A 17,877-nucleotide genomic window follows, 5' to 3' on the forward strand; every position below is an offset into this window, starting at 1 on the left:
ACATTCCAGACGGCTTTTATCTTGTTGCTGATAGCGAACGTCCGCATGATGCATTTCAAACAGCGATTATAAAATCAGTTGAGAAAGTAACCCACATCGCACCAAGTGATGAGAATAACCAGTTGATTGGTGTACCACAAACTCAATTTGGCGTTATTAATTACCAAGCCAAAAAGCTGGGGTTATGTATGGGCTTAACCGATGCAGAATATGTCACAACAACAGAGGTTTACCCTGACAGCCCACAAGCAAATGATAAAATTTGTATTGATGCACAAGTAGCCTCAATTACTGGTGCTTTGAACTACATTGTTAACAAATAGTTAGCTATATTTTAAATTCAGAGCGACTTATTTATTCGCTCTGAATGCAATTATACAAATAAAAACCTCACCTAAATCCAAATAAAGAAAAAAATATGTTTTTTCTTTTTTACATACTAAATAACTAGACACATACATACAATTGTATAAAATTCGCGCTCTTTTTAATTCAAAAGGGAAGCAAATTGGAATTTAAGAATCACTATGGCAGTGTCAGTATCATCACTGATGGTCCAATTATTATTGGACAATTTTCTGGTAATATTAACGCACGTTTAGTCAATGACTTTGCAGTCGATTTAAAAAAGCATATTACTGCTTTAGCTGGAAAGCCGTGGGCATATATTAGTCATTCTACCCAATTACTTGCTACCACCCCTGATGCAGAACGTGGTTTTACCCAATTATTTCGTGCCCTGCAAGGCACAAACTGTGTAGCAACCGCTTATATGTTTAGCTCATCCATTGTGCTTAACCAAATGAAACGCATCATTGCGCAAGCGCAATCTCCGATTCAAATAATGGACTGTTTATTTGATGATTTAGACAGCGCTAAAGCTTATGTGCAAAAGCAGCTCGAATTTGCAAAGATGGCTTGTTAACTACAAGCCATTTTCACTTTTAGGTCAGGATCAATCTCGGTAAAACTTAGTTTCTTTGGTAATTGCGATATCAGCATCTTCTAATGCTTGAATGTGAAAACTGATAGGCGTTACCTTTGATTTCAATTCATAGCCATCAGCAACCACAGTAACAGGCACACGCTTCATCTGACCCGCCTCAACTGTAATATTTTCGGGCACCTGTAAGCTTGCTTCTTCAATACCACTGATACCGATTGAATAGCTCAAACTATGCTGTGTTTTGTTGATAATTGATAAGGTATATGGGTTTTCTACTAAGCCTTCAAAATTAACACGATACAGGGCATTACGATCACGAATGACAGAGGCTTCAATAGGTGTACGCATTGCCATCCATACAACCATACCAACAACAAACAACGCCGTTAAACCACCATAGCCAAGCAGTTTTAATCTAAACGGGTTGGTCGTTTTGCCTTCCATTTGTTTTTCAGAGGCGTACTTGATCAGGCCTTTTTGATAATTGAATTTTTCCATAGTGCTATCACACGCATCGATACATAAGCCGCAGTTTATGCATTCATACTGCAAGCCATTACGAATATCGATACCGGCCGGACATACTTCAACACATAAGTTACAGTCTACGCAGTCACCTAAACCTAACTCTCTAGGATCGGCTTTACGTTTACGCGCACCACGAGACTCCCCTCGCGCTTGATCGTAGGTAACCACTAACGTGTCTTTATCAAACATCACTGATTGAAAACGTGAATAAGGGCATGCGACAGTACACATTTTTTCGCGTAGAAAGCCCGCATTACCATAGGTACAAAAAGCGAACAGGAATACCCAAAAGCTGACGATCCCAGACATTTCTAGGGTAAATAAACTCATGTAAAGAGACTTAGCAGGGATGAAATAAGCCATAAATGACATAGATGTAAGCAAAGAGATCACCAGCCAAGCTGCATGCTTAGTGATTTTCTTTTGCCATTTACTTACTGACCAATCAGCTTTATCAAGTTTAATACGCTGGTTTCGGTTACCTTCGACTTTATGCTCGACCCAAGTAAACATCAGCATCCAAATTGTTTGTGGGCAAATGTAACCACACCAAACACGCCCTAACCAATTAGTGACGAAGAACAAAGCAAACGCGCCAGTCATAAATAGCATGGCTAAGATCATAAAATCTTGTGGTAACAGCGTTAATCCAAACAGGGTAAATTTTTGGCTCGCTACATCGAGTAATACAGCTTGGCGACCATCATATGGGATCCATGGTATGGCGATAAACGTCAGCATCAGCACCCAGCCTAAGTAACGACGGATACGTTGAAAATGCCCTTTTTGCTCTCGAATATAAATTGGCCCTTCTTGGTTGTAGGGCTTGATGATTAAGTCTTGTTCTTTAATATCAAATTTCATTTTGCTACTTACTTTTGTGTCGGTAATAGCCTGACAGAGCAACTATCAGGCCAACACAAATAAAATATAAGCTACTGATATTAAATGATTAATTTAATTTTACCGCACCATAAATCGCGAAATATCACGAAAGCGCGCGTTATTTCGCGAAACTGCGTTGTATACCTAACTTTTTCATTTTTGATCTAAGGGTACTCTCAGGAAGACCCAGCAAAGTTGCAGCGCCATTTTCACCTGATATTTGTCCGTTGCATCGCTTAAGTACCTCACAAATATGCTGCTTTTGTACAGAATCAAGGGAAACAACTTGCTCATTCGGTTGCTCGTTATTCAACGGCGCAGAGAGCTGTAATACAGTTTGCTTAGACAAAATAGCTTCACGCTCTAGGATATTTTGTAGTTCACGAATATTGCCTGGCCAATCATAATTAGCCAGTTTAGTGAGTGTAGCTTTGCTAAGCCCCTTTAACTGTTTACCTAAGCGCTTGTTAAGCTGTGTAATTATGTTTGCAGCAAGGAGCGGGATATCTTCTTTTCGCTCACGAAGCGCAGGCACACGAATAGGAAAGACATTTAAGCGATAGTACAAGTCCATTCTAAAGCTACCCTGCTCGACCATTTGCCACAAATTACGATTTGTTGCAGCCAGTACTCGAATATCGACTTTTAAGGTTTGACTGCCACCCACGCGCTCAAACTCTTGTTCTTGCAGCACGCGAAGTAATTTACTTTGTGCTTCTAATGGCAATTCTGCCACTTCATCTAAAAATAATGTGCCTTTATCGGCCAGTTCAAAACGCCCTTTTCTGCGCTCATTGGCCCCTGTAAACGCCCCTTTCTCATGGCCAAATAACTCAGACTCAATTAAGTTTGCAGAAAAAGCAGCACAATTAACCCTAATAAATGGTTGCTTAGCTCGGCTACTCAAACGATGTAAGTTTCGTGCCACGAGCTCTTTGCCTGTGCCGTTTTCACCTAAAATTAGAACAGTGCTGTTAGTTTGGCTAACTAAAGTAATTTGTTCTAACATCGTTTGAAAAGAATGACTTTGCCCCACTAAACCTGAATCTTGCCAATCTTCGTTTAACTCTGAAATAAGATAAGCATTCTCAGCTTGTAGCTGTTCAGATAAGTGCTGGACTTGCGCTAAGGCATCACGCAATGCGACTTCTGTTTGCTGCTGTTTTGATACATCGCGAAAAATCGCGACTGCACCAATTAAGGCCCCATTTTTATAAACGGGTGTAGAAGTATACTCAACAGCAAAATAGCTACCATCTTTACGCCAGAATACTTCATCGTTTACGTGGCGATGTTTACCATCGAACATAGTGCAATATATCTGACATTCATCTGCGGGATATGGTGAGCCGTCTTTACGAGTATGATGATGATATTGATGTATTTTTTTACCAAGCAGTTCTTCAGCTTTCCAGCCAGTCATGCGCTCAGCAGCAGGATTTACAAAGACCGCATTGCCCGATAAGTCAAAGCCATAAATCCCTTCGCCAACTGCATTGAGCAATAATGTGGGGTCGTTTAAAAATTCCTTGATCATAGCAGTCACTCAACTCGCGAAATATCACGAGTAATTATGACAAGGTTAAACTTGCTTAACAAGCAATTACAAAAAAAGCGGCTTAATGCCGCTTTAGATATTTTAATACTATTATAAGTTAGGCACTAAGATAATTTCGTCCTGAGATACTTTCATATCTAATGGCAATTTACTCAGTAATGCTAACTTAGGATCGTTCATATTTAACTTATAGACAGGGTTAACAGCTAAAAATCCGTTGATCACTTGCATTGCCTGATCATCTAATAAGTTTAAGCTTCCCTTAAAACCTGCTGTATCGATTGTTGTATCAACCAGTTTTACATTACGTAAAAAAACCGCTTTTTTCTCACTGTCATAAAATGGGCTACCTTCAATTTGCAGCTTCAAGCGTACTGGATATTTAAGCGCAAAGGCTTTAATAACAGCGCTTGAATCGGCTCCTAACACTACCACATCACGCTTATCTGGGCCTACATTTACACTTAGGTCATTTACCGCAAAATCAACAGGTAAGCCCATTAATTTAATTTGCTCACTCAATTTTGGTAATTGATCAGCAAGGGCTGCTTCAATTTCTGAATTGGTAAACGAGTACACAGACATACCTTGATTTGTACTTTTACATGCACCTAAAAATAAGCAGGTAAGTAATAATAAAATTCTCATTGTTTCCCTCAAAAAACACGGAAAAAAACCGCTATAAAAAGCGGTTTTATTCGTTAAATTGCAAATATTGCTTTAAGCCTTGCTAGTGTGTCAGCAGAAACTGAACCCTCACTGACTGCAAGTAATTGCTTTAAGTAATAATAAACATCGGCTTTTTCACCACGGTGTTTATCATCTAACATCGCAACTTGTTCTGTCATACGTAACTGACTATCAGCAGACTCAACACCTGCAAGAATCTCGATACGTGTTAAGAGCTGCTCAGCAGTTAAGCTAGTCGTTAATGAAGCTTGGAATTGCGACGGAAGCTCACTGCTGCTCTCAAGAGCTGCAAACAAAGCCGTTAACTTAGACTGCTCTGCTTGCTTACTAATAACCTTCGTTTTTTCGCTAATTGCTGACTCTAACTGAGCCACTCGAGCAGACAACGCTTTTGAGTACTCAAGTCCTGCCAATTTCACCGTTAAATCTTTAAGCTGTGCAAGATGCACTACACTCTCAAGGGCAGTTTCAAGTTCAGTTAACTGCTCAGCTACAACTTCATCATTTTGCTGTTGTACTTGTTTTTGCTGTTCAAACTCAGCACTACGCTTGGCAAATGTGTCGTCGTTAACACGTCTGAATTGTTGCCATAAGTTGTTTTCAGCTTTCATTCCCGCAAAGCCAATTGTTTGCCAAGTTTGTTGCAATGCTTTGAGCTCTTGACACGCAGCAGCCAAATCATCACTTTGAGATAACAGTGTTGCTTGTTCTACAAGTGCGGCTTTTTGCTCAGCATTTGCTTTATGAAACGCAACTAATTGGCCTTGTACTTGTGATTGCGCAGCTTTGAATTGCGCTTGTAGTTCACGGTATGTTTTAGGGTCAACATTACCCGCAGAACGCCATGCTTTAACAACACGGTTAAACTTACTTTCAAACTGTTTCCAATCAAATTCACCAGATTCAGTATCAAGTTCATTGAGTTGCTGCATTTGCGCAATAATATCAACACGCTGTGCTTTAGCTTGCTCACGTTGCTGCTCTTGCTCTGCAAAATACTCGCGACATGGGGCAAACAATAGTTCAATCTGTTGATCGAATAACTCACCTTGTTGTTTCTCTGCATCCGTATCTAAACGACCTAATTCATTCCAACGACGACGTAACTGTTTAACTTGTTCAGCACGTTGTTTAGGGTCTGTACACTCGATTGCAGCAAGTTCATTGACTTCAGCAAGTAATGCATCACGCTTTGGCGCTGATGCATATTTTTGCCAATCTTTTGCTTCTGCTAATTGGGCTTCTAAATCAGCTTTTAGACTATTTAAAGGCTGTTTATAGTAATCTGTAAGTGTGTCGTATAACTCTTCAAAGCCTTTAAACACTCCAAACGCCACATTGAAACGGCCTTGTTCAATCAAACGCTTCACATCACGGGCTTTGCGTTTTGCTGTTTGTTGATTCTTTTCAAACTTATTTGTCAGCGGTGCCATTGCTTGCTGCCAGCTGTTTACTGCTTCAGCTAAATTTGCTTTAAAGCGACCTTGTAAACGACTCGGAATACTTGCTAGTTTTTTGCGAGCCACTTTTTGCTGTTGTTCAAACTGCTGCTTTAAGCCATCAAACTCATTTTCGTCTTCAGTCGTGGTAATCGCTTTTAAAGCATCAAACGCAGCTTTAAACTCTGCAATCGCGGTAACAAGTTGTGGTAATTGCTCAACTTGCTTAAATAGATTTGACAAGTGCTGTTTAACATCACGAACATTTTGATTATCAACTAAGTTTGCTTCAGCCAAGGTATCTTTTGCTTCTGCAACTTTAGCCTCAAGCCAATCTTGCTGAATTTGCTCTGGCGTTTCTAAACCTAATTGCAATGCGTTTTCAATTTCTTCGCCAATAGCTTCAAGGGTTGCAAGGGCTAGTACCTGACGCTGTTGCTCAGCTAATGCTTGCTGCATTGCTTCATGCTCTTTGCTTAGTGTTGCAATGTGAGCTTCAAGCTTTTGGGTAATCGTAGAGTATTTTTTATCAAGTACGCTTACTTGCTCATCACTGAGCCATTTTAACTCGATTGCTTGCCACTGTTGTAATAGCTCAGCATGTTGCAGCGATACTAGCTGAAAATCATTTTTATCACGAAGCGCATTCAATTTCGCCAATATAACGCGAGTATCAGCTTCGACTTTTGCAGGCATTTCTACTGCTAAACGTTCATTCTCAAGATGAGCCGCAAGTTGTGTATGCGCTTCACCTTTTGCATGTTTTAGTAGTGGCTTGGCAAGTTGGTGGTTAATGACAAGCTCAACAAGTTGCAATTGTAGCTCTTCGCGGCCTTCTTTAAAGGCTTTATCAATTAGGCTTGGGTTTGCTAAACGCTTTAATAATTTAACACGAACTTGAATTTCTTTTTCTGCAAATGCTAGCTTTTCAAGGGTTTTCACTGGCGCATAACGCTCAATAAACTCGTTTTTAATACTCGCGTCAAGTTTGCTATCAGTATTCAAAACAGCTTGATTAATGTGCTGCTCTGCAATTTCTTTAAGTGCTTGGTCTTGCTTGTATACTTGCCACCATAAAACAAGATCGTTCACTTTATTCAAGGCTTTTTTACGGATCTCAGCGGAGCTATCTTCAAGGGCAATACTATTTAAGATGCTAAGATCACGTTCTGTATCAAGGCGTTCAACTGCTGCTAAACGAACCTGACTTTTAGGGTGTTTCCATTTTGGAGTAAACAGGTGTTTAAAGATCATTTTCACTAAACCTAGCTATTTCATTTTCTGATGCGAATTCTTTTTGCAATTGAGCTTTACTCTTTTGCACCATTTCACCATTTGCGCCAATGGTAAACTGCTCATTGGTTTGCGAAACTTTAGCTTGGTAAAGCATCACGAGTTGAACTGTTTGTTGTTTTTGCTCTTCTGATAATGGAGTGCCATCAGGCCATTTACCTGTAGACGCACCATACTGAAGACGTTCAAATACTTCCGGGGTGATATTTTTAACAATATGATCAATATTCATGCTACTTTTTCTTTTTTAAAACAACTAAATAGATACGGCACACTATATACCATACAAAACCTACTGCCATTGCTGTCGAATAGGCATACCACTCAATAGACTCTGTTTCTGGATGCATAAAGTAATAACAGAAAAAGCCACCTAAAAATAATATCAGTGCGAGGAAAGACTGATTCATAAACTTTTGCTGTCTACGAATACGCGTTTCTTTTTGCATTTGCTGCAACTGCTCATTGCTTAGATCGGTGACTTGGCATTCACAATGCGGGCATTGTTTATGTTTGTCAGATATTGATTTTGCACATTGCGGGCAACTAATAATCGCCATATCTTTCTCCATACTACGCATAAAAAAGGCGCCTTTAGGCGCCCTTTATTGTACTTGTTTTATGAGTCGATGTCTTATTTGAATTTCATTCATTTGTGAAGATTCGAAAACCTATACAACTAAATTCACGACAAATACTCAAAAAGCTGATTTATTGTTTCTGTTTCGCCTTTTCAGCTAGACGCTTTTCCCAGAAAGTCGCATTTTTAATGCCTAATTTAACTGGGTCAAAGATGATTTCACCACCCGCTTTCTTTTGGTCTTCATAATCTCGTAGACAATTAAGAGCAGGTTTGGCAACAAAGAAAATAGCTAAAATACCCACGATGTTGATCCACGCCATTAAACCAACACCAATGTCACCGATATTCCAGATATAACCTGAGCTATTTACCATACCGTAAGCCACCATAAACATAATGACGAACTTCACAACAACCAGTGGAATATTACCTTTAAAATAACGGTTTAAATAAGCAACGTTAGTTTCAGCAATATAGTAATAAGCAAGAATGGTTGTAAATGCAAAGAAGAATAAAGCAATACCAACAAACGCTTCACCAAAACCGCCAAATACACTAAACAGTGCCATCTGAGTAAATGCTGCTGAGCCTACTTCAGTTGCAGCATCAACATTTTGTACAATAAATTGACCTGCAGGTAACTCACCCACAATATTGTATTGTTTAGTGATTAGAATCATTAGCGCTGTTGCTGTACAAACGAAAATAGTATCAACATAAACAGAGAATGCTTGCACTAAGCCTTGTTGAGCCGGGTGGTCTACTTCAGCTGCAGATGCTGCATGCGGACCCGTACCTTGGCCTGCTTCGTTTGAATAGATACCACGTTTAACACCCCAACCAATCGCAGCACCAAAACCTGCTTGCGCAGTGAATGCATCAGATAAGATCATTGAGAAAATGCCTGGCACTTTATCTAAGTTTAAGAACACCACGATTAAAGCTAACACGATGTAACCTAGCGCCATAAATGGCACCACAATTTGTGTGAAGTTTGCGATACGTTTAATGCCACCGAAGATGATAAACGCAAGTACAATTAAAATGATTGCAAGGGCAACTAGCTTAAAGCTACCTACTTCACCAAAGCTGGTGCTAACCAATGTGCCTTCACCGAAGACTTGTGTGAATGCATTACCCACTGCGTTTGCTTGTACGCCAGGTAAGAAAACACCACAAGCAATAATAGCGGATAGAGCAAATAACACTGCAAGCCACTTTTGTTGTAAACATCTGTCGAAGTAATAAGCAGGGCCACCTCGATACTGACCATCTTCTTCTGACTTATAAATTTGACCTAGCGTTGATTCTGCATATGCAGTACTTGCGCCTAAAAATGCGACAATCCACATCCAAAAAATCGCACCTGGACCACCAAAGCCGATCGCAGCAGCAACCCCGGCAATATTACCAACACCAACACGGCCCGATAATGAAACAGCCAGAGCTTGGAATGATGAAATTCCTGTATCTGAGTTATTAGAACTTAGCAATAACTTACACATTTCTTTGAAATGTCGAACTTGCGCGAAACGGGTTAAAACGGAATAAAACAGGCCTGCACCTAGACATAAGTAAATGAGTGCACTACTCCAAATTACGTCATTGACGGCGCTTACAAAAGCTTCCATGGATATCCTCTATAATTATATTTTTTATTGATAGTTACGATGCTCTGCGTTAGCGAATGAGAATGCGCGACATAATGATCTGAGAATTAATCAAAAATAATCTTCTCTCAGCTAGATGTACTGAATATTAACTTAAACAACCTAACTTTGTTAACAGTTAATTTTCAATATGACAAATGTGCTTTGTATTAGTCAACCAAAAAAAACGGGCATCAATCTGATTGATACCCGCAAAATTTGCTTAATGTTGTTATCTTAATTTATCAACAACGTTAACAATAGCCGCTAACGTATCTTGACCAAACTGATATGAACGACGGTCAGACCAGCCGTAATCAGGGTCTGGTAAATCATCGTTATCTTTAAATGGCATCTCTACCGTATACGCTAATGCATTAAACTCATGCGCTACAGCTGAAGAACCTACCGTTAGATTAGCCTGACCTGGCTCATCTTTTGGATAACCGTGTTCGTCTTGGAACTCAGGCGTTACAGTTAAAAGCGCAGCTTTAAAGCTATCTTCTAACTCTTTTAAACGATCATCGTAACCTGGAATACCTTCGCTACCCGCAACAAAGTTATAAGGAATAGCTTCGTCACCATGAATATCTAAGTGCATATCAAGGCCCGTTTCACGCATTTTGTTAAGCACTAAAAATACTTCAGGGCTATTTTCCATGCTTGGTGTTTGCCATTCACGGTTCAAGTTAACGCCTTTAGCGTTAGTACGTAAGTGACCACGCACACTGCCATCAGGGTTCATGTTTGGCACAATATAGAACACTGCTTTAGATAATAGTGCCGCTGCATGTGGGTCTTCGTCATCAAGTAATTTATGAAGTAAACCTTCAACATACCACTCAGCCATTGTTTCACCTGGGTGCTGACGTGCCGTGATCCAGATTTTTTTCTTTTCACTGCTAGGAATACCGACACGTAATACACTCATGTCACGACCATCAAGAGTTTCACCTAAAGTTTCTAGTTCACACGCATGCTGGCTTTGTGCCCATGCTAATAAATCAAGGTGACGGTCATAGCTATATGGTGCGAAATAAGCAAAATACATGCTGCTGCACTCAGGCTCAACTTCAAATGATAATGTACCGTTTGCATATTCAGATGGAACACGGAACCAAGTTTGACGATCGTATGATGCAACCGCATGATAACCATCCCAGCCATCAGGATACGCTGAGTTTTCTAGGTTATTAATGTGTAATTTATGGTTTTGAAACGCGGTTGTTTCAAGACGAAAGTGAAACCACTGGAAAAAATCAGACTGATTGTCTTTATTAATTTCTAATTGAATATTCAGTGGATCAACGGCTTCAATAACCTTGATATTACCACTATCAAAATTGCTGGTGATTTTCATTCTATAAACCTATTGGTTAAAAATAATTCTTAGCTATTCGTTTGTAAGTTAAGAATTAAGTCAACGCCCTACCGTTAGAACGTTTCGTTAGTAATATGGTGTAGACCCTTAACAGCCTACCACATGCTGAAAATTTGCAAAAACTTTCACGACTAAAAAAGCCAGCATAATGCTGGCTTCTAGATTCTTTATAGCTTAGGTATTAGCGAGGTAAACTTGGGAAAGTTACTTCAGCCATATCACGCATACAACGTACTACCTGACAGCTATAACCAAACTCATTATCGTACCAAACATAAAGAACAACACGGTTGTCATCTACGATAGTCGCTTGTGAGTCAACAACACCAGCGTAACGGCTACCCACTAAGTCAGTAGATACGATTTCTGTAGACGCTGTGTAATCGATTTGGTCACGAAGGTCTGAGTAAAGTGCTGTTTCACGTAAGAACGCATTTAGCTCTTCAACTGTAGTGCCTTTTTCAAGGTTTAAGTTCAAGATTGCCATTGATACGTTTGGTGTAGGAACACGGATAGCGTTACCTGTAAGTTTACCTTCAAGCTCAGGTAAAGCTTTAGAAACCGCTTTTGCAGCACCCGTAGACGTGATAACCATGTTAAGTGCAGCAGCACGACCACGGCGTTCAGCTTTGTGGTAGTTATCAATTAAGTTTTGGTCATTGGTATACGAGTGAACAGTTTCAACGTGACCATTCTTGATACCGAACTTATCGTTAAGCGCTTTTAACGTTGGGGTAATAGCATTGGTTGTACAGCTTGCTGCACAGACAATTTTATCTTCAGGTTTGATATCTTGGTTATTTACACCGTAAACGATGTTCTTGATGTTGCCTTTAGCTGGTGCAGTTAATAATACTTTTGCTGCGCCTTTTGCTTCTAAGTGCTGACCAAGGCCTGCTTCGTCTTTCCAGATACCTGTGTTATCAACAACAAGTGCATTCTCGATGCCGTAAGCTGTGTAATCAACTTCACTTGGTGAGTTAGCGTAGATAACTTGAATGTAGCTACCGTTAGCTTTAATTGCATTACGCTCTTTATCAATTGTGATTGAGCCATTGAATGGACCGTGGATAGAGTCACGACGAAGTAAGCTTGCACGCTTTTCTAGGTCGCCGTCTTTACCGCCACGCACAACGATTGCACGTAAACGTAGGTCTGCATAAGGACCTGACTTTTCGATTAATAGACGCGCTAATAAACGACCAATACGACCAAAACCGTACAACACAACATCACGTGGTTCTTTACGCTCTGAGTTTGCGATTTCTGCAAGTTCGTCAGTTAAGTACTCTTCAACTGAACGACCTTTTGCAGCATCGTTAAACAAATAACCATACGCTAGTTTACCAATATCGATACGTGCAGAATTTAAATCCATTTTGCTAATTGCTTCTAAGAAAGGGAAGCTTTCACGTAAACGTAGTTTTGTACCTTCAAACTGAGCAACTGTTTTGTGCGCTTTGATGATATCGATTGTACTGGCATTAACGAGAGGACGGCCATATACAGCGATTTCGATACCACGATTACGGTAAAGTCTACCAATGATTGGTTGCATACTTTCTGCGTAATCTTGACGTTCTTGCCAGCTGCTTGTGTATTCTAACTCGTGAGATGAGGTCATTTTTTTTACCTAATTAAACAATTTTGAACGGATAGCCTTTGAAAATGTGTTGTGATTTGAGAGCAACACATCTTAGGCACGGCTATTCTAATTTAAACTCAAATGATTCTCCACTGTTACAGAACAATTCATTGCGCTAGAATAAAGTCGTAATTATTAAGTCGAGGTTAAGGAATGTTATTAAGAGCAAGCGTGTTGCTTGGTTTATTGGCGTTAACGGGGTGTGAAGATCCGCTTACACTGGCAAAGGTATGCGAAGAGACTCCTGGCTTTTGCAGTGATTTAAATAAAGACAGTCACTGTAAAGAGCAACGTGCCGAGGTCATCATTCAGCGATATGTTGAATATAAGTCACCAACAGACGAAAACAAATACCAGTTATTAAAAGATTTCGAGAAATACGATCAGTGTGTATCGCTCGCTGCCAAAATTGAGCATATAAAACTAAAAGAAAAAACGACGTCTCGTGTTGAAGGTCATTTAACCAGTATTAAAGAGATGACACGTATCTTCCAAGATACAAAAGACACAAACCATCCAGGTTTGTTGTATTACCATTGGTCACGTAATAACGATCAATCAGCGTTAACGAAACTTCTCGCCCTTGAAGAAAAACAAGATAAGCGCGTAACTGAAGATGCAGAAATGCAGTTTTTCTTAGCAAGCTACTACGTTAAGTTTGATGATGAAAAAACCATAGACTTGCTTTACAAAACGCTAGAACTGAATAAAGCAGGTGAAACACCCAACCCTGAAATCTACCCTACTCTTGTGAGCTTATTCTACAAACATGAAAAGTATAAGCATGCCTACACCTTTGCACGTGTAGCACAATTATCTGGGTATGAAGATGTCGATATTTTACCTATCGAGCATCAACTCGCTGCCGCAGGTAAAAGCCTGGACAGCTTAGATGATTTAGCGCAAAAAACCTACGATAGCATCCAAGCGGGTAGCTTCGTATCACCACGCGGGTTTTAATAAATTCGCTAGTGCAGTGCTTAGACAAATAAAAAAGGCAGCTAACGCTGCCTTTTCTTATTTTGCTTTGCTTGTGCCAACTTCTACACGAGTTTTTAGCTTTTGACCTGGTCTAAAAGTCACTACTCGGCGTGCCGAAATAGGGATGTCTTCACCTGTTTTCGGATTGCGACCTGGACGTTCTTTCTTATCTCGAAGATCAAAGTTACCAAATCCAGAGAGCTTTACTTGCTCGCCTTTTTCTAGCGCTGAGCGGATTTCTTCAAAAAACGCTTCAACTAAATCTTTGGCATCTTTTTTATTGATCCCGAGTTTTTCAAATAGGTGTTCAGCTATGTCGGCTTTAGTAAGCGCCATATCTAGTCCCTCAACGATGCGTTAAATTGTTCGGCCAATGCGGCCACCACATTATCAACTACTTGATTGATATCTTTCTCTTCGAGCGTTCTATCAACCGCTTGCAGTGTTAGAGCAATCGCCAAACTCTTATAATTTGGCTCAATACCTTTGCCCTTATACACATCGAATAAGTTTAGGTCAACCAATTGATTTCCGCCAACTTTTTCTATTACATTTAAAATATCACCAGATTTTACGTGATCTTTCACTAAAATCGCGATATCACGGCGGTTTGACGGGAATTTCGAGACCGTTACCGCTTCTGGTAATTTTCTTTTTTCAAGGGCTGACATTTCGATTTCAAATACAAAGGCTGTGTTATTGATATCTAGTAACTTTTGCACTTGTGGGTGCACAGCACCAAAAAATCCTACTTTTTTACCATCAACATAAATAACTGCTGATTGACCTGGGTGTAAGCCATCAGACTGCTCTGCTTTTATCTCAAAACGTGCAATATCGTTGCTAATTGCTAAAAGTGCTTCAACATCGCCTTTTAAGTCATAAAAATCAACGCTACGCTTTTCTTGAACCCAATGTTCGCCGTGTGCAAGTCCAGAGATTACACCACCAATCACAGCAACTTGGTTTACGCCGTTTTCAGCATTCTCGTCACGTAAGAATTTTAAGCCATGCTCAAATAAACGTACACGTGGTTGTTGACGGTTTTGGTTGTACACTAACGATGCTAATAGACCCGGCATTAAGCTCACACGCATTGCTGACATTTCAACTGAAATTGGGTGTGGTAATACAAGCGCATCACATTGTGGATGTAAAATTGCTTGTGCTTTTGGATCAACGAAGCTGTAGGTAATTGCTTCTTGGTAACCACGTGTTACAAGCGTATTGCGGAATTTAGTTACCGCAACATGTGACTCGTCATGGTTAGTCATTTTTAATTTAGCTGTTGGTGCAACGTTTGGAATGCTGTTATAGCCGTAAACACGTGCAACTTCTTCAATTAAGTCTTCTTCGATACGAATATCAAAACGATAGCTAGGTACGTCAGCGCTCCATACACCATCAACAATTTTCACATCTAGACCCAAGCGCGTTAGGATGTCAGTGACTTTTGCATCATCAATATGATGACCAATTACACGGTCTAAACGCTCACGACGTAAACGCACTTCTGTCACTTTTGGTAATTTATCAGTTGCTACTGCTTCAACAACAGGGCCTGCTTCACCGCCAACAATCTCTAGAAGTAATGCTGTAGCACGTTCCATCGCATCTTTTTGTAGCGCAAAATCTACACCACGCTCGTAGCGGTGTGATGCATCCGTGTGTAAGCCGTAGCTACGTGCTTGACCAGCAATCGCTACCGGGTTAAAGAAGGCACTTTCTAATAAAATATCTGACGTTGACTCAGTCACACCTGACTTTTCACCACCAAAAATACCCGCAATAGCAAGTGCTTTATTGTGATCAGCAATAACAAGTGTAGATTCATTTAGTTTCGCAGTATTGCCATCAAGAAGAACGATTTCTTCGCCAGCATTAGCGCTGCGAACTTTAATACCACCTTCAATCGCATTTAAATCAAATGCGTGCATTGGGTGACCAAGCTCTAATAACACGTAGTTTGTAACATCAACTACTGGATCAATTGAACGAATACCACTGCGACGAAGTTTTTCTACCATCCAAAGCGGTGTTTCTGCATCAAGGTTAATACTTTTAATTACACGACCTAGATAACGAGGACAGGCATCATCATTAACAAGTTCAATGGATACTTTATCTTCAATCGTCGCCGCAACAGGGGCAATCTCAAGATTGTTAACATCAATACTGTTCAGTACACCTACCTCACGCGCTAGACCTTTAATACCTAAACAGTCACCACGGTTTGGTGTTAGGTCAACATCAATAATGTTGTCGTCTAGGCTTAAATACTCGCGTAAGTCAGTGCCGATTGGTGCATCACTTGGTAGTTCCATGATGCCATCACCTTCTTCGCTGATACCTAACTCAACGAATGCGCACAGCATACCGTGAGATGGTTGCCCACGAAGCTTGGCTTTTTTGATTTTGAAGTCACCCGGTAATACAGCGCCAACTGTCGCAACAGCTACTTTTAAACCTTGACGACAATTAGGTGCACCACAAACGATATCAAGTAGCTCATCACCACCTACGTTTACTTTAGTTACACGTAATTTATCAGCATCAGGGTGTTGACCACACTCAACCACTTCACCAACTACAACGCCTGTGAACTCAGCCGCTGCAGGCTCAACACCGTCAACTTCAAGACCAGCCATTGATAACTGTTCCGAAAGAGCCTGTGTGTCGATTGCTGGGTTAACCCACTCTCTTAACCACTTTTCACTAAATTTCATTTTATATCTTCACTCTTAACGGAACTGGTTTAGGAATTTTAAATCGTTTTCGAAAAATGCACGTAAGTCGTTTACGCCGTAACGCAACATAGTCAAGCGCTCAACACCCATACCAAATGCGAAGCCTGTGTATTTTTCTGGATCAATACCCACTGATTTAAGAACGTTAGGGTGAACCATGCCACAGCCTAATACCTCTAACCACTTGCCGTTTTTACCCATAACATCAACCTCAGCTGATGGCTCAGTAAACGGGAAATATGAAGGACGGAAACGGATTTCCATATCTTCTTCAAAGAAGTTACGTAAGAAATCGTGCAAAATACCTTTTAACTCAGTGAAGCTTACATCTGTATCAACCATTAAGCCTTCCACTTGGTGGAACATTGGCGTGTGAGTTTGGTCATAATCGTTACGATAAACACGACCTGGAGAAATGATGCGCAATGGTGGCTGCTCAGTTTCCATAGTACGGATTTGTACACCACTGGTTTGTGTACGAAGCACAAGCTTAGGGTTGAAATAGAAAGTATCGTGATCAGCACGCGCAGGATGGTGCTCAGGAATATTTAGCGCATCGAAGTTATGAAAATCATCCTCAACTTCTGGGCCTGATTTAACCGCAAAACCTAACTCACCAAAAAAGCTTTCAATACGTTCAATTGTACGAGTTACTGGGTGTAAGCCACCTGTTGGCATAACACGACCCGGTAAAGTTACGTCGATCGTTTCTGCAGCTAGTTTCTCTTCAAGAGCCTTACTTGCTAGTAACTCACGCTTTTCGTTAATGGCTGTTTGTACTTCTTGTTTTGCTTGGTTAATCACTTGACCCGCTTCTTTACGCTCTTCAGGGGCAATCTTACCTAGCGTTTTAAGTAAGTTGGTGATTTCACCTTTTTTACCAAGGTAATTAACCCTGATATCTTCTAACTGCGCGATTTCATTCGCACTGGCAACTGCCTCAAGTGCTTGCGCTAAAATATTTTCTAAGTTCATTGAGTACCTGGTCTTTCACAGAAGGATTTTGTAATAGCTAATGATAACTGAAAGCAAGGACTAGATTCTAGCCCTACTAAAGCTTTAACGTTGATTTTATAAAGGGAATTGTTAATTTTCTTTGTGCGGCCATCGAGGTAATGATTAAAATTTATAAATTTGAACTAAAAATTAATTTCTTCATCAAGTATGCATAGAATTTTACACAGCTTGATGTTAGGTTAAGAAAAAGATACTAAAAAGGAACTTTGTTATGAATATCATTACTAAATTCAATCCATTATTAATACTACCACTACTAATAACTACTACATCCAACGCCGCTAATATAGGCACTTCTTACGATAAAACCACAGATAGTAAAAACTTGTCAGTTTTTGATGTAAATACAACTTCAGTAACAAAAAACAGCAATACGAAAATAATTGGTATATACGAAGATTCAATTGTTTATACCCATTCAACTTGAAGATGCAGGTTTGAGTAGCTGAAAATTATCCGTAATTCTGGATACCAGCGAACCTGCAACTTTTGGTAGGGTCACATCGAAAAATTCTTTGATTGCGGAGATAAATTC

The 17,877-nt window shown here is 40.1% G+C and carries 15 protein-coding genes and 2 pseudogenes; 3 read left to right on the forward strand and 14 right to left on the reverse strand.

The window, feature by feature from the left end; genetic code table 11:
- Together L1267_RS22510 and L1267_RS22515 are read left to right on the forward strand one after the other, a co-directional pair.
- Window positions 1-323: pseudogene (locus L1267_RS22510) on the forward strand (peptidase); the annotation flags it as partial.
- Window positions 324-508: 185 nt separating this feature from the next.
- Entirely contained in the window at window positions 509-925 is a 417-nt protein-coding gene (locus L1267_RS22515) for a hypothetical protein (protein ID WP_135925261.1), read from the forward strand.
- 30 nt (window positions 926-955) lie between these two features.
- Here the strand turns inward: L1267_RS22515 and ccoG are convergent, their stop codons facing one another.
- The 9 genes from ccoG to L1267_RS22560 all read right to left on the reverse strand — a co-directional run bounded on the left by ccoG (window position 956) and on the right by L1267_RS22560 (window position 12,576).
- On the reverse strand, window positions 956-2,338 hold the full coding sequence (gene ccoG, locus L1267_RS22520) for a cytochrome c oxidase accessory protein CcoG (protein ID WP_235384243.1): 1,383 nt from the start codon (window positions 2,336-2,338) through the stop codon (window positions 956-958).
- Window positions 2,339-2,477: 139 nt separating this feature from the next.
- A complete protein-coding gene (locus L1267_RS22525) occupies window positions 2,478-3,896 on the reverse strand; it encodes a sigma-54 interaction domain-containing protein (RefSeq protein ID WP_235384244.1) in 1,419 nt (472 codons plus the stop codon).
- A 111-nt stretch (window positions 3,897-4,007) separates the two neighbouring features.
- The gene (locus tag L1267_RS22530; protein ID WP_235384245.1) at window positions 4,008-4,565 is read right to left on the reverse strand and encodes a DUF1439 domain-containing protein; all 558 of its coding nucleotides are present in this window, start codon (window positions 4,563-4,565) and stop codon (window positions 4,008-4,010) included.
- Between the two features lie 53 nt (window positions 4,566-4,618).
- Window positions 4,619-7,300, reverse strand: coding sequence for a DUF349 domain-containing protein (locus L1267_RS22535; RefSeq protein WP_235384246.1), 2,682 nt, complete (start codon window positions 7,298-7,300; stop codon window positions 4,619-4,621).
- Complete coding sequence (locus L1267_RS22540) at window positions 7,290-7,571, reverse strand: YeaC family protein (RefSeq protein WP_135925273.1); 282 nt, start codon at window positions 7,569-7,571, stop codon at window positions 7,290-7,292. The genes L1267_RS22535 and L1267_RS22540 overlap by 11 nt, the downstream gene beginning before the upstream one ends.
- Before the next feature lies 1 nt (window position 7,572).
- Window positions 7,573-7,899, reverse strand: a complete 327-nt coding sequence (locus L1267_RS22545) for a hypothetical protein (protein ID WP_135926289.1) — start codon at window positions 7,897-7,899, stop codon at window positions 7,573-7,575.
- Between the two features lie 151 nt (window positions 7,900-8,050).
- A complete protein-coding gene (locus tag L1267_RS22550; protein WP_235384248.1) occupies window positions 8,051-9,553 on the reverse strand; it encodes an alanine/glycine:cation symporter family protein in 1,503 nt (500 codons plus the stop codon).
- Window positions 9,554-9,803: 250 nt separating this feature from the next.
- On the reverse strand, window positions 9,804-10,931 hold the full coding sequence (locus L1267_RS22555; protein WP_135925279.1) for a M14 family metallopeptidase: 1,128 nt from the start codon (window positions 10,929-10,931) through the stop codon (window positions 9,804-9,806).
- Window positions 10,932-11,133: 202 nt separating this feature from the next.
- Complete coding sequence (locus L1267_RS22560; protein ID WP_135925281.1) at window positions 11,134-12,576, reverse strand: glyceraldehyde-3-phosphate dehydrogenase; 1,443 nt, start codon at window positions 12,574-12,576, stop codon at window positions 11,134-11,136.
- A gap of 174 nt (window positions 12,577-12,750) precedes the next feature.
- Between L1267_RS22560 and L1267_RS22565 the strand changes: the two genes are divergently transcribed.
- Complete coding sequence (locus L1267_RS22565) at window positions 12,751-13,557, forward strand: DUF2989 domain-containing protein (protein WP_135925283.1); 807 nt, start codon at window positions 12,751-12,753, stop codon at window positions 13,555-13,557.
- Between the two features lie 57 nt (window positions 13,558-13,614).
- Here the strand turns inward: L1267_RS22565 and ihfA are convergent, their stop codons facing one another.
- From ihfA to L1267_RS22585, 5 genes and pseudogenes are all read right to left on the reverse strand, one after another.
- A complete protein-coding gene (ihfA, locus tag L1267_RS22570; RefSeq protein ID WP_002960690.1) occupies window positions 13,615-13,914 on the reverse strand; it encodes an integration host factor subunit alpha in 300 nt (99 codons plus the stop codon).
- A gap of 2 nt (window positions 13,915-13,916) precedes the next feature.
- On the reverse strand, window positions 13,917-16,304 hold the full coding sequence (gene pheT / locus L1267_RS22575; RefSeq protein ID WP_235384249.1) for a phenylalanine--tRNA ligase subunit beta: 2,388 nt from the start codon (window positions 16,302-16,304) through the stop codon (window positions 13,917-13,919).
- Window positions 16,305-16,319: 15 nt separating this feature from the next.
- The gene (pheS, locus tag L1267_RS22580) at window positions 16,320-17,300 is read right to left on the reverse strand and encodes a phenylalanine--tRNA ligase subunit alpha (RefSeq protein WP_062568835.1); all 981 of its coding nucleotides are present in this window, start codon (window positions 17,298-17,300) and stop codon (window positions 16,320-16,322) included.
- A gap of 76 nt (window positions 17,301-17,376) precedes the next feature.
- Complete coding sequence (locus L1267_RS23840; RefSeq protein ID WP_442960575.1) at window positions 17,377-17,451, reverse strand: HdaA/DnaA family protein; 75 nt, start codon at window positions 17,449-17,451, stop codon at window positions 17,377-17,379.
- Window positions 17,452-17,760: 309 nt separating this feature from the next.
- Window positions 17,761-17,877 (reverse strand): annotated as a pseudogene (locus L1267_RS22585) (IS630 family transposase); the annotation flags it as partial.

The organism is Pseudoalteromonas sp. OFAV1 (genome assembly GCF_021532595.1).
GTDB lineage: Bacteria > Pseudomonadota > Gammaproteobacteria > Enterobacterales > Alteromonadaceae > Pseudoalteromonas > Pseudoalteromonas lipolytica_C.

Bases quoted from the DNA above. Each gene is read 5' to 3' on its own strand.
- L1267_RS22565 (WP_135925283.1), top strand. From the start codon at position 12,751: ATGTTATTAAGAGCAAGCGTGTTGCTTGGTTTATTGGCGTTAACGGGG.
- pheT (WP_235384249.1), bottom strand. From the start codon at position 16,304: ATGAAATTTAGTGAAAAGTGGTTAAGAGAGTGGGTTAACCCAGCAATC.
- L1267_RS22545 (WP_135926289.1), bottom strand. From the start codon at position 7,899: ATGGCGATTATTAGTTGCCCGCAATGTGCAAAATCAATATCTGACAAA.
- pheS (WP_062568835.1), bottom strand. From the start codon at position 17,300: ATGAACTTAGAAAATATTTTAGCGCAAGCACTTGAGGCAGTTGCCAGT.
- ccoG (WP_235384243.1), bottom strand. From the start codon at position 2,338: ATGAAATTTGATATTAAAGAACAAGACTTAATCATCAAGCCCTACAAC.
- L1267_RS22550 (WP_235384248.1), bottom strand. From the start codon at position 9,553: ATGGAAGCTTTTGTAAGCGCCGTCAATGACGTAATTTGGAGTAGTGCA.
- L1267_RS22535 (WP_235384246.1), bottom strand. From the start codon at position 7,300: ATGATCTTTAAACACCTGTTTACTCCAAAATGGAAACACCCTAAAAGT.
- ihfA (WP_002960690.1), bottom strand. From the start codon at position 13,914: ATGGCGCTTACTAAAGCCGACATAGCTGAACACCTATTTGAAAAACTC.
- L1267_RS22525 (WP_235384244.1), bottom strand. From the start codon at position 3,896: ATGATCAAGGAATTTTTAAACGACCCCACATTATTGCTCAATGCAGTT.
- L1267_RS22560 (WP_135925281.1), bottom strand. From the start codon at position 12,576: ATGACCTCATCTCACGAGTTAGAATACACAAGCAGCTGGCAAGAACGT.
- L1267_RS22555 (WP_135925279.1), bottom strand. From the start codon at position 10,931: ATGAAAATCACCAGCAATTTTGATAGTGGTAATATCAAGGTTATTGAA.
- L1267_RS22540 (WP_135925273.1), bottom strand. From the start codon at position 7,571: ATGAATATTGATCATATTGTTAAAAATATCACCCCGGAAGTATTTGAA.
- L1267_RS22530 (WP_235384245.1), bottom strand. From the start codon at position 4,565: ATGAGAATTTTATTATTACTTACCTGCTTATTTTTAGGTGCATGTAAA.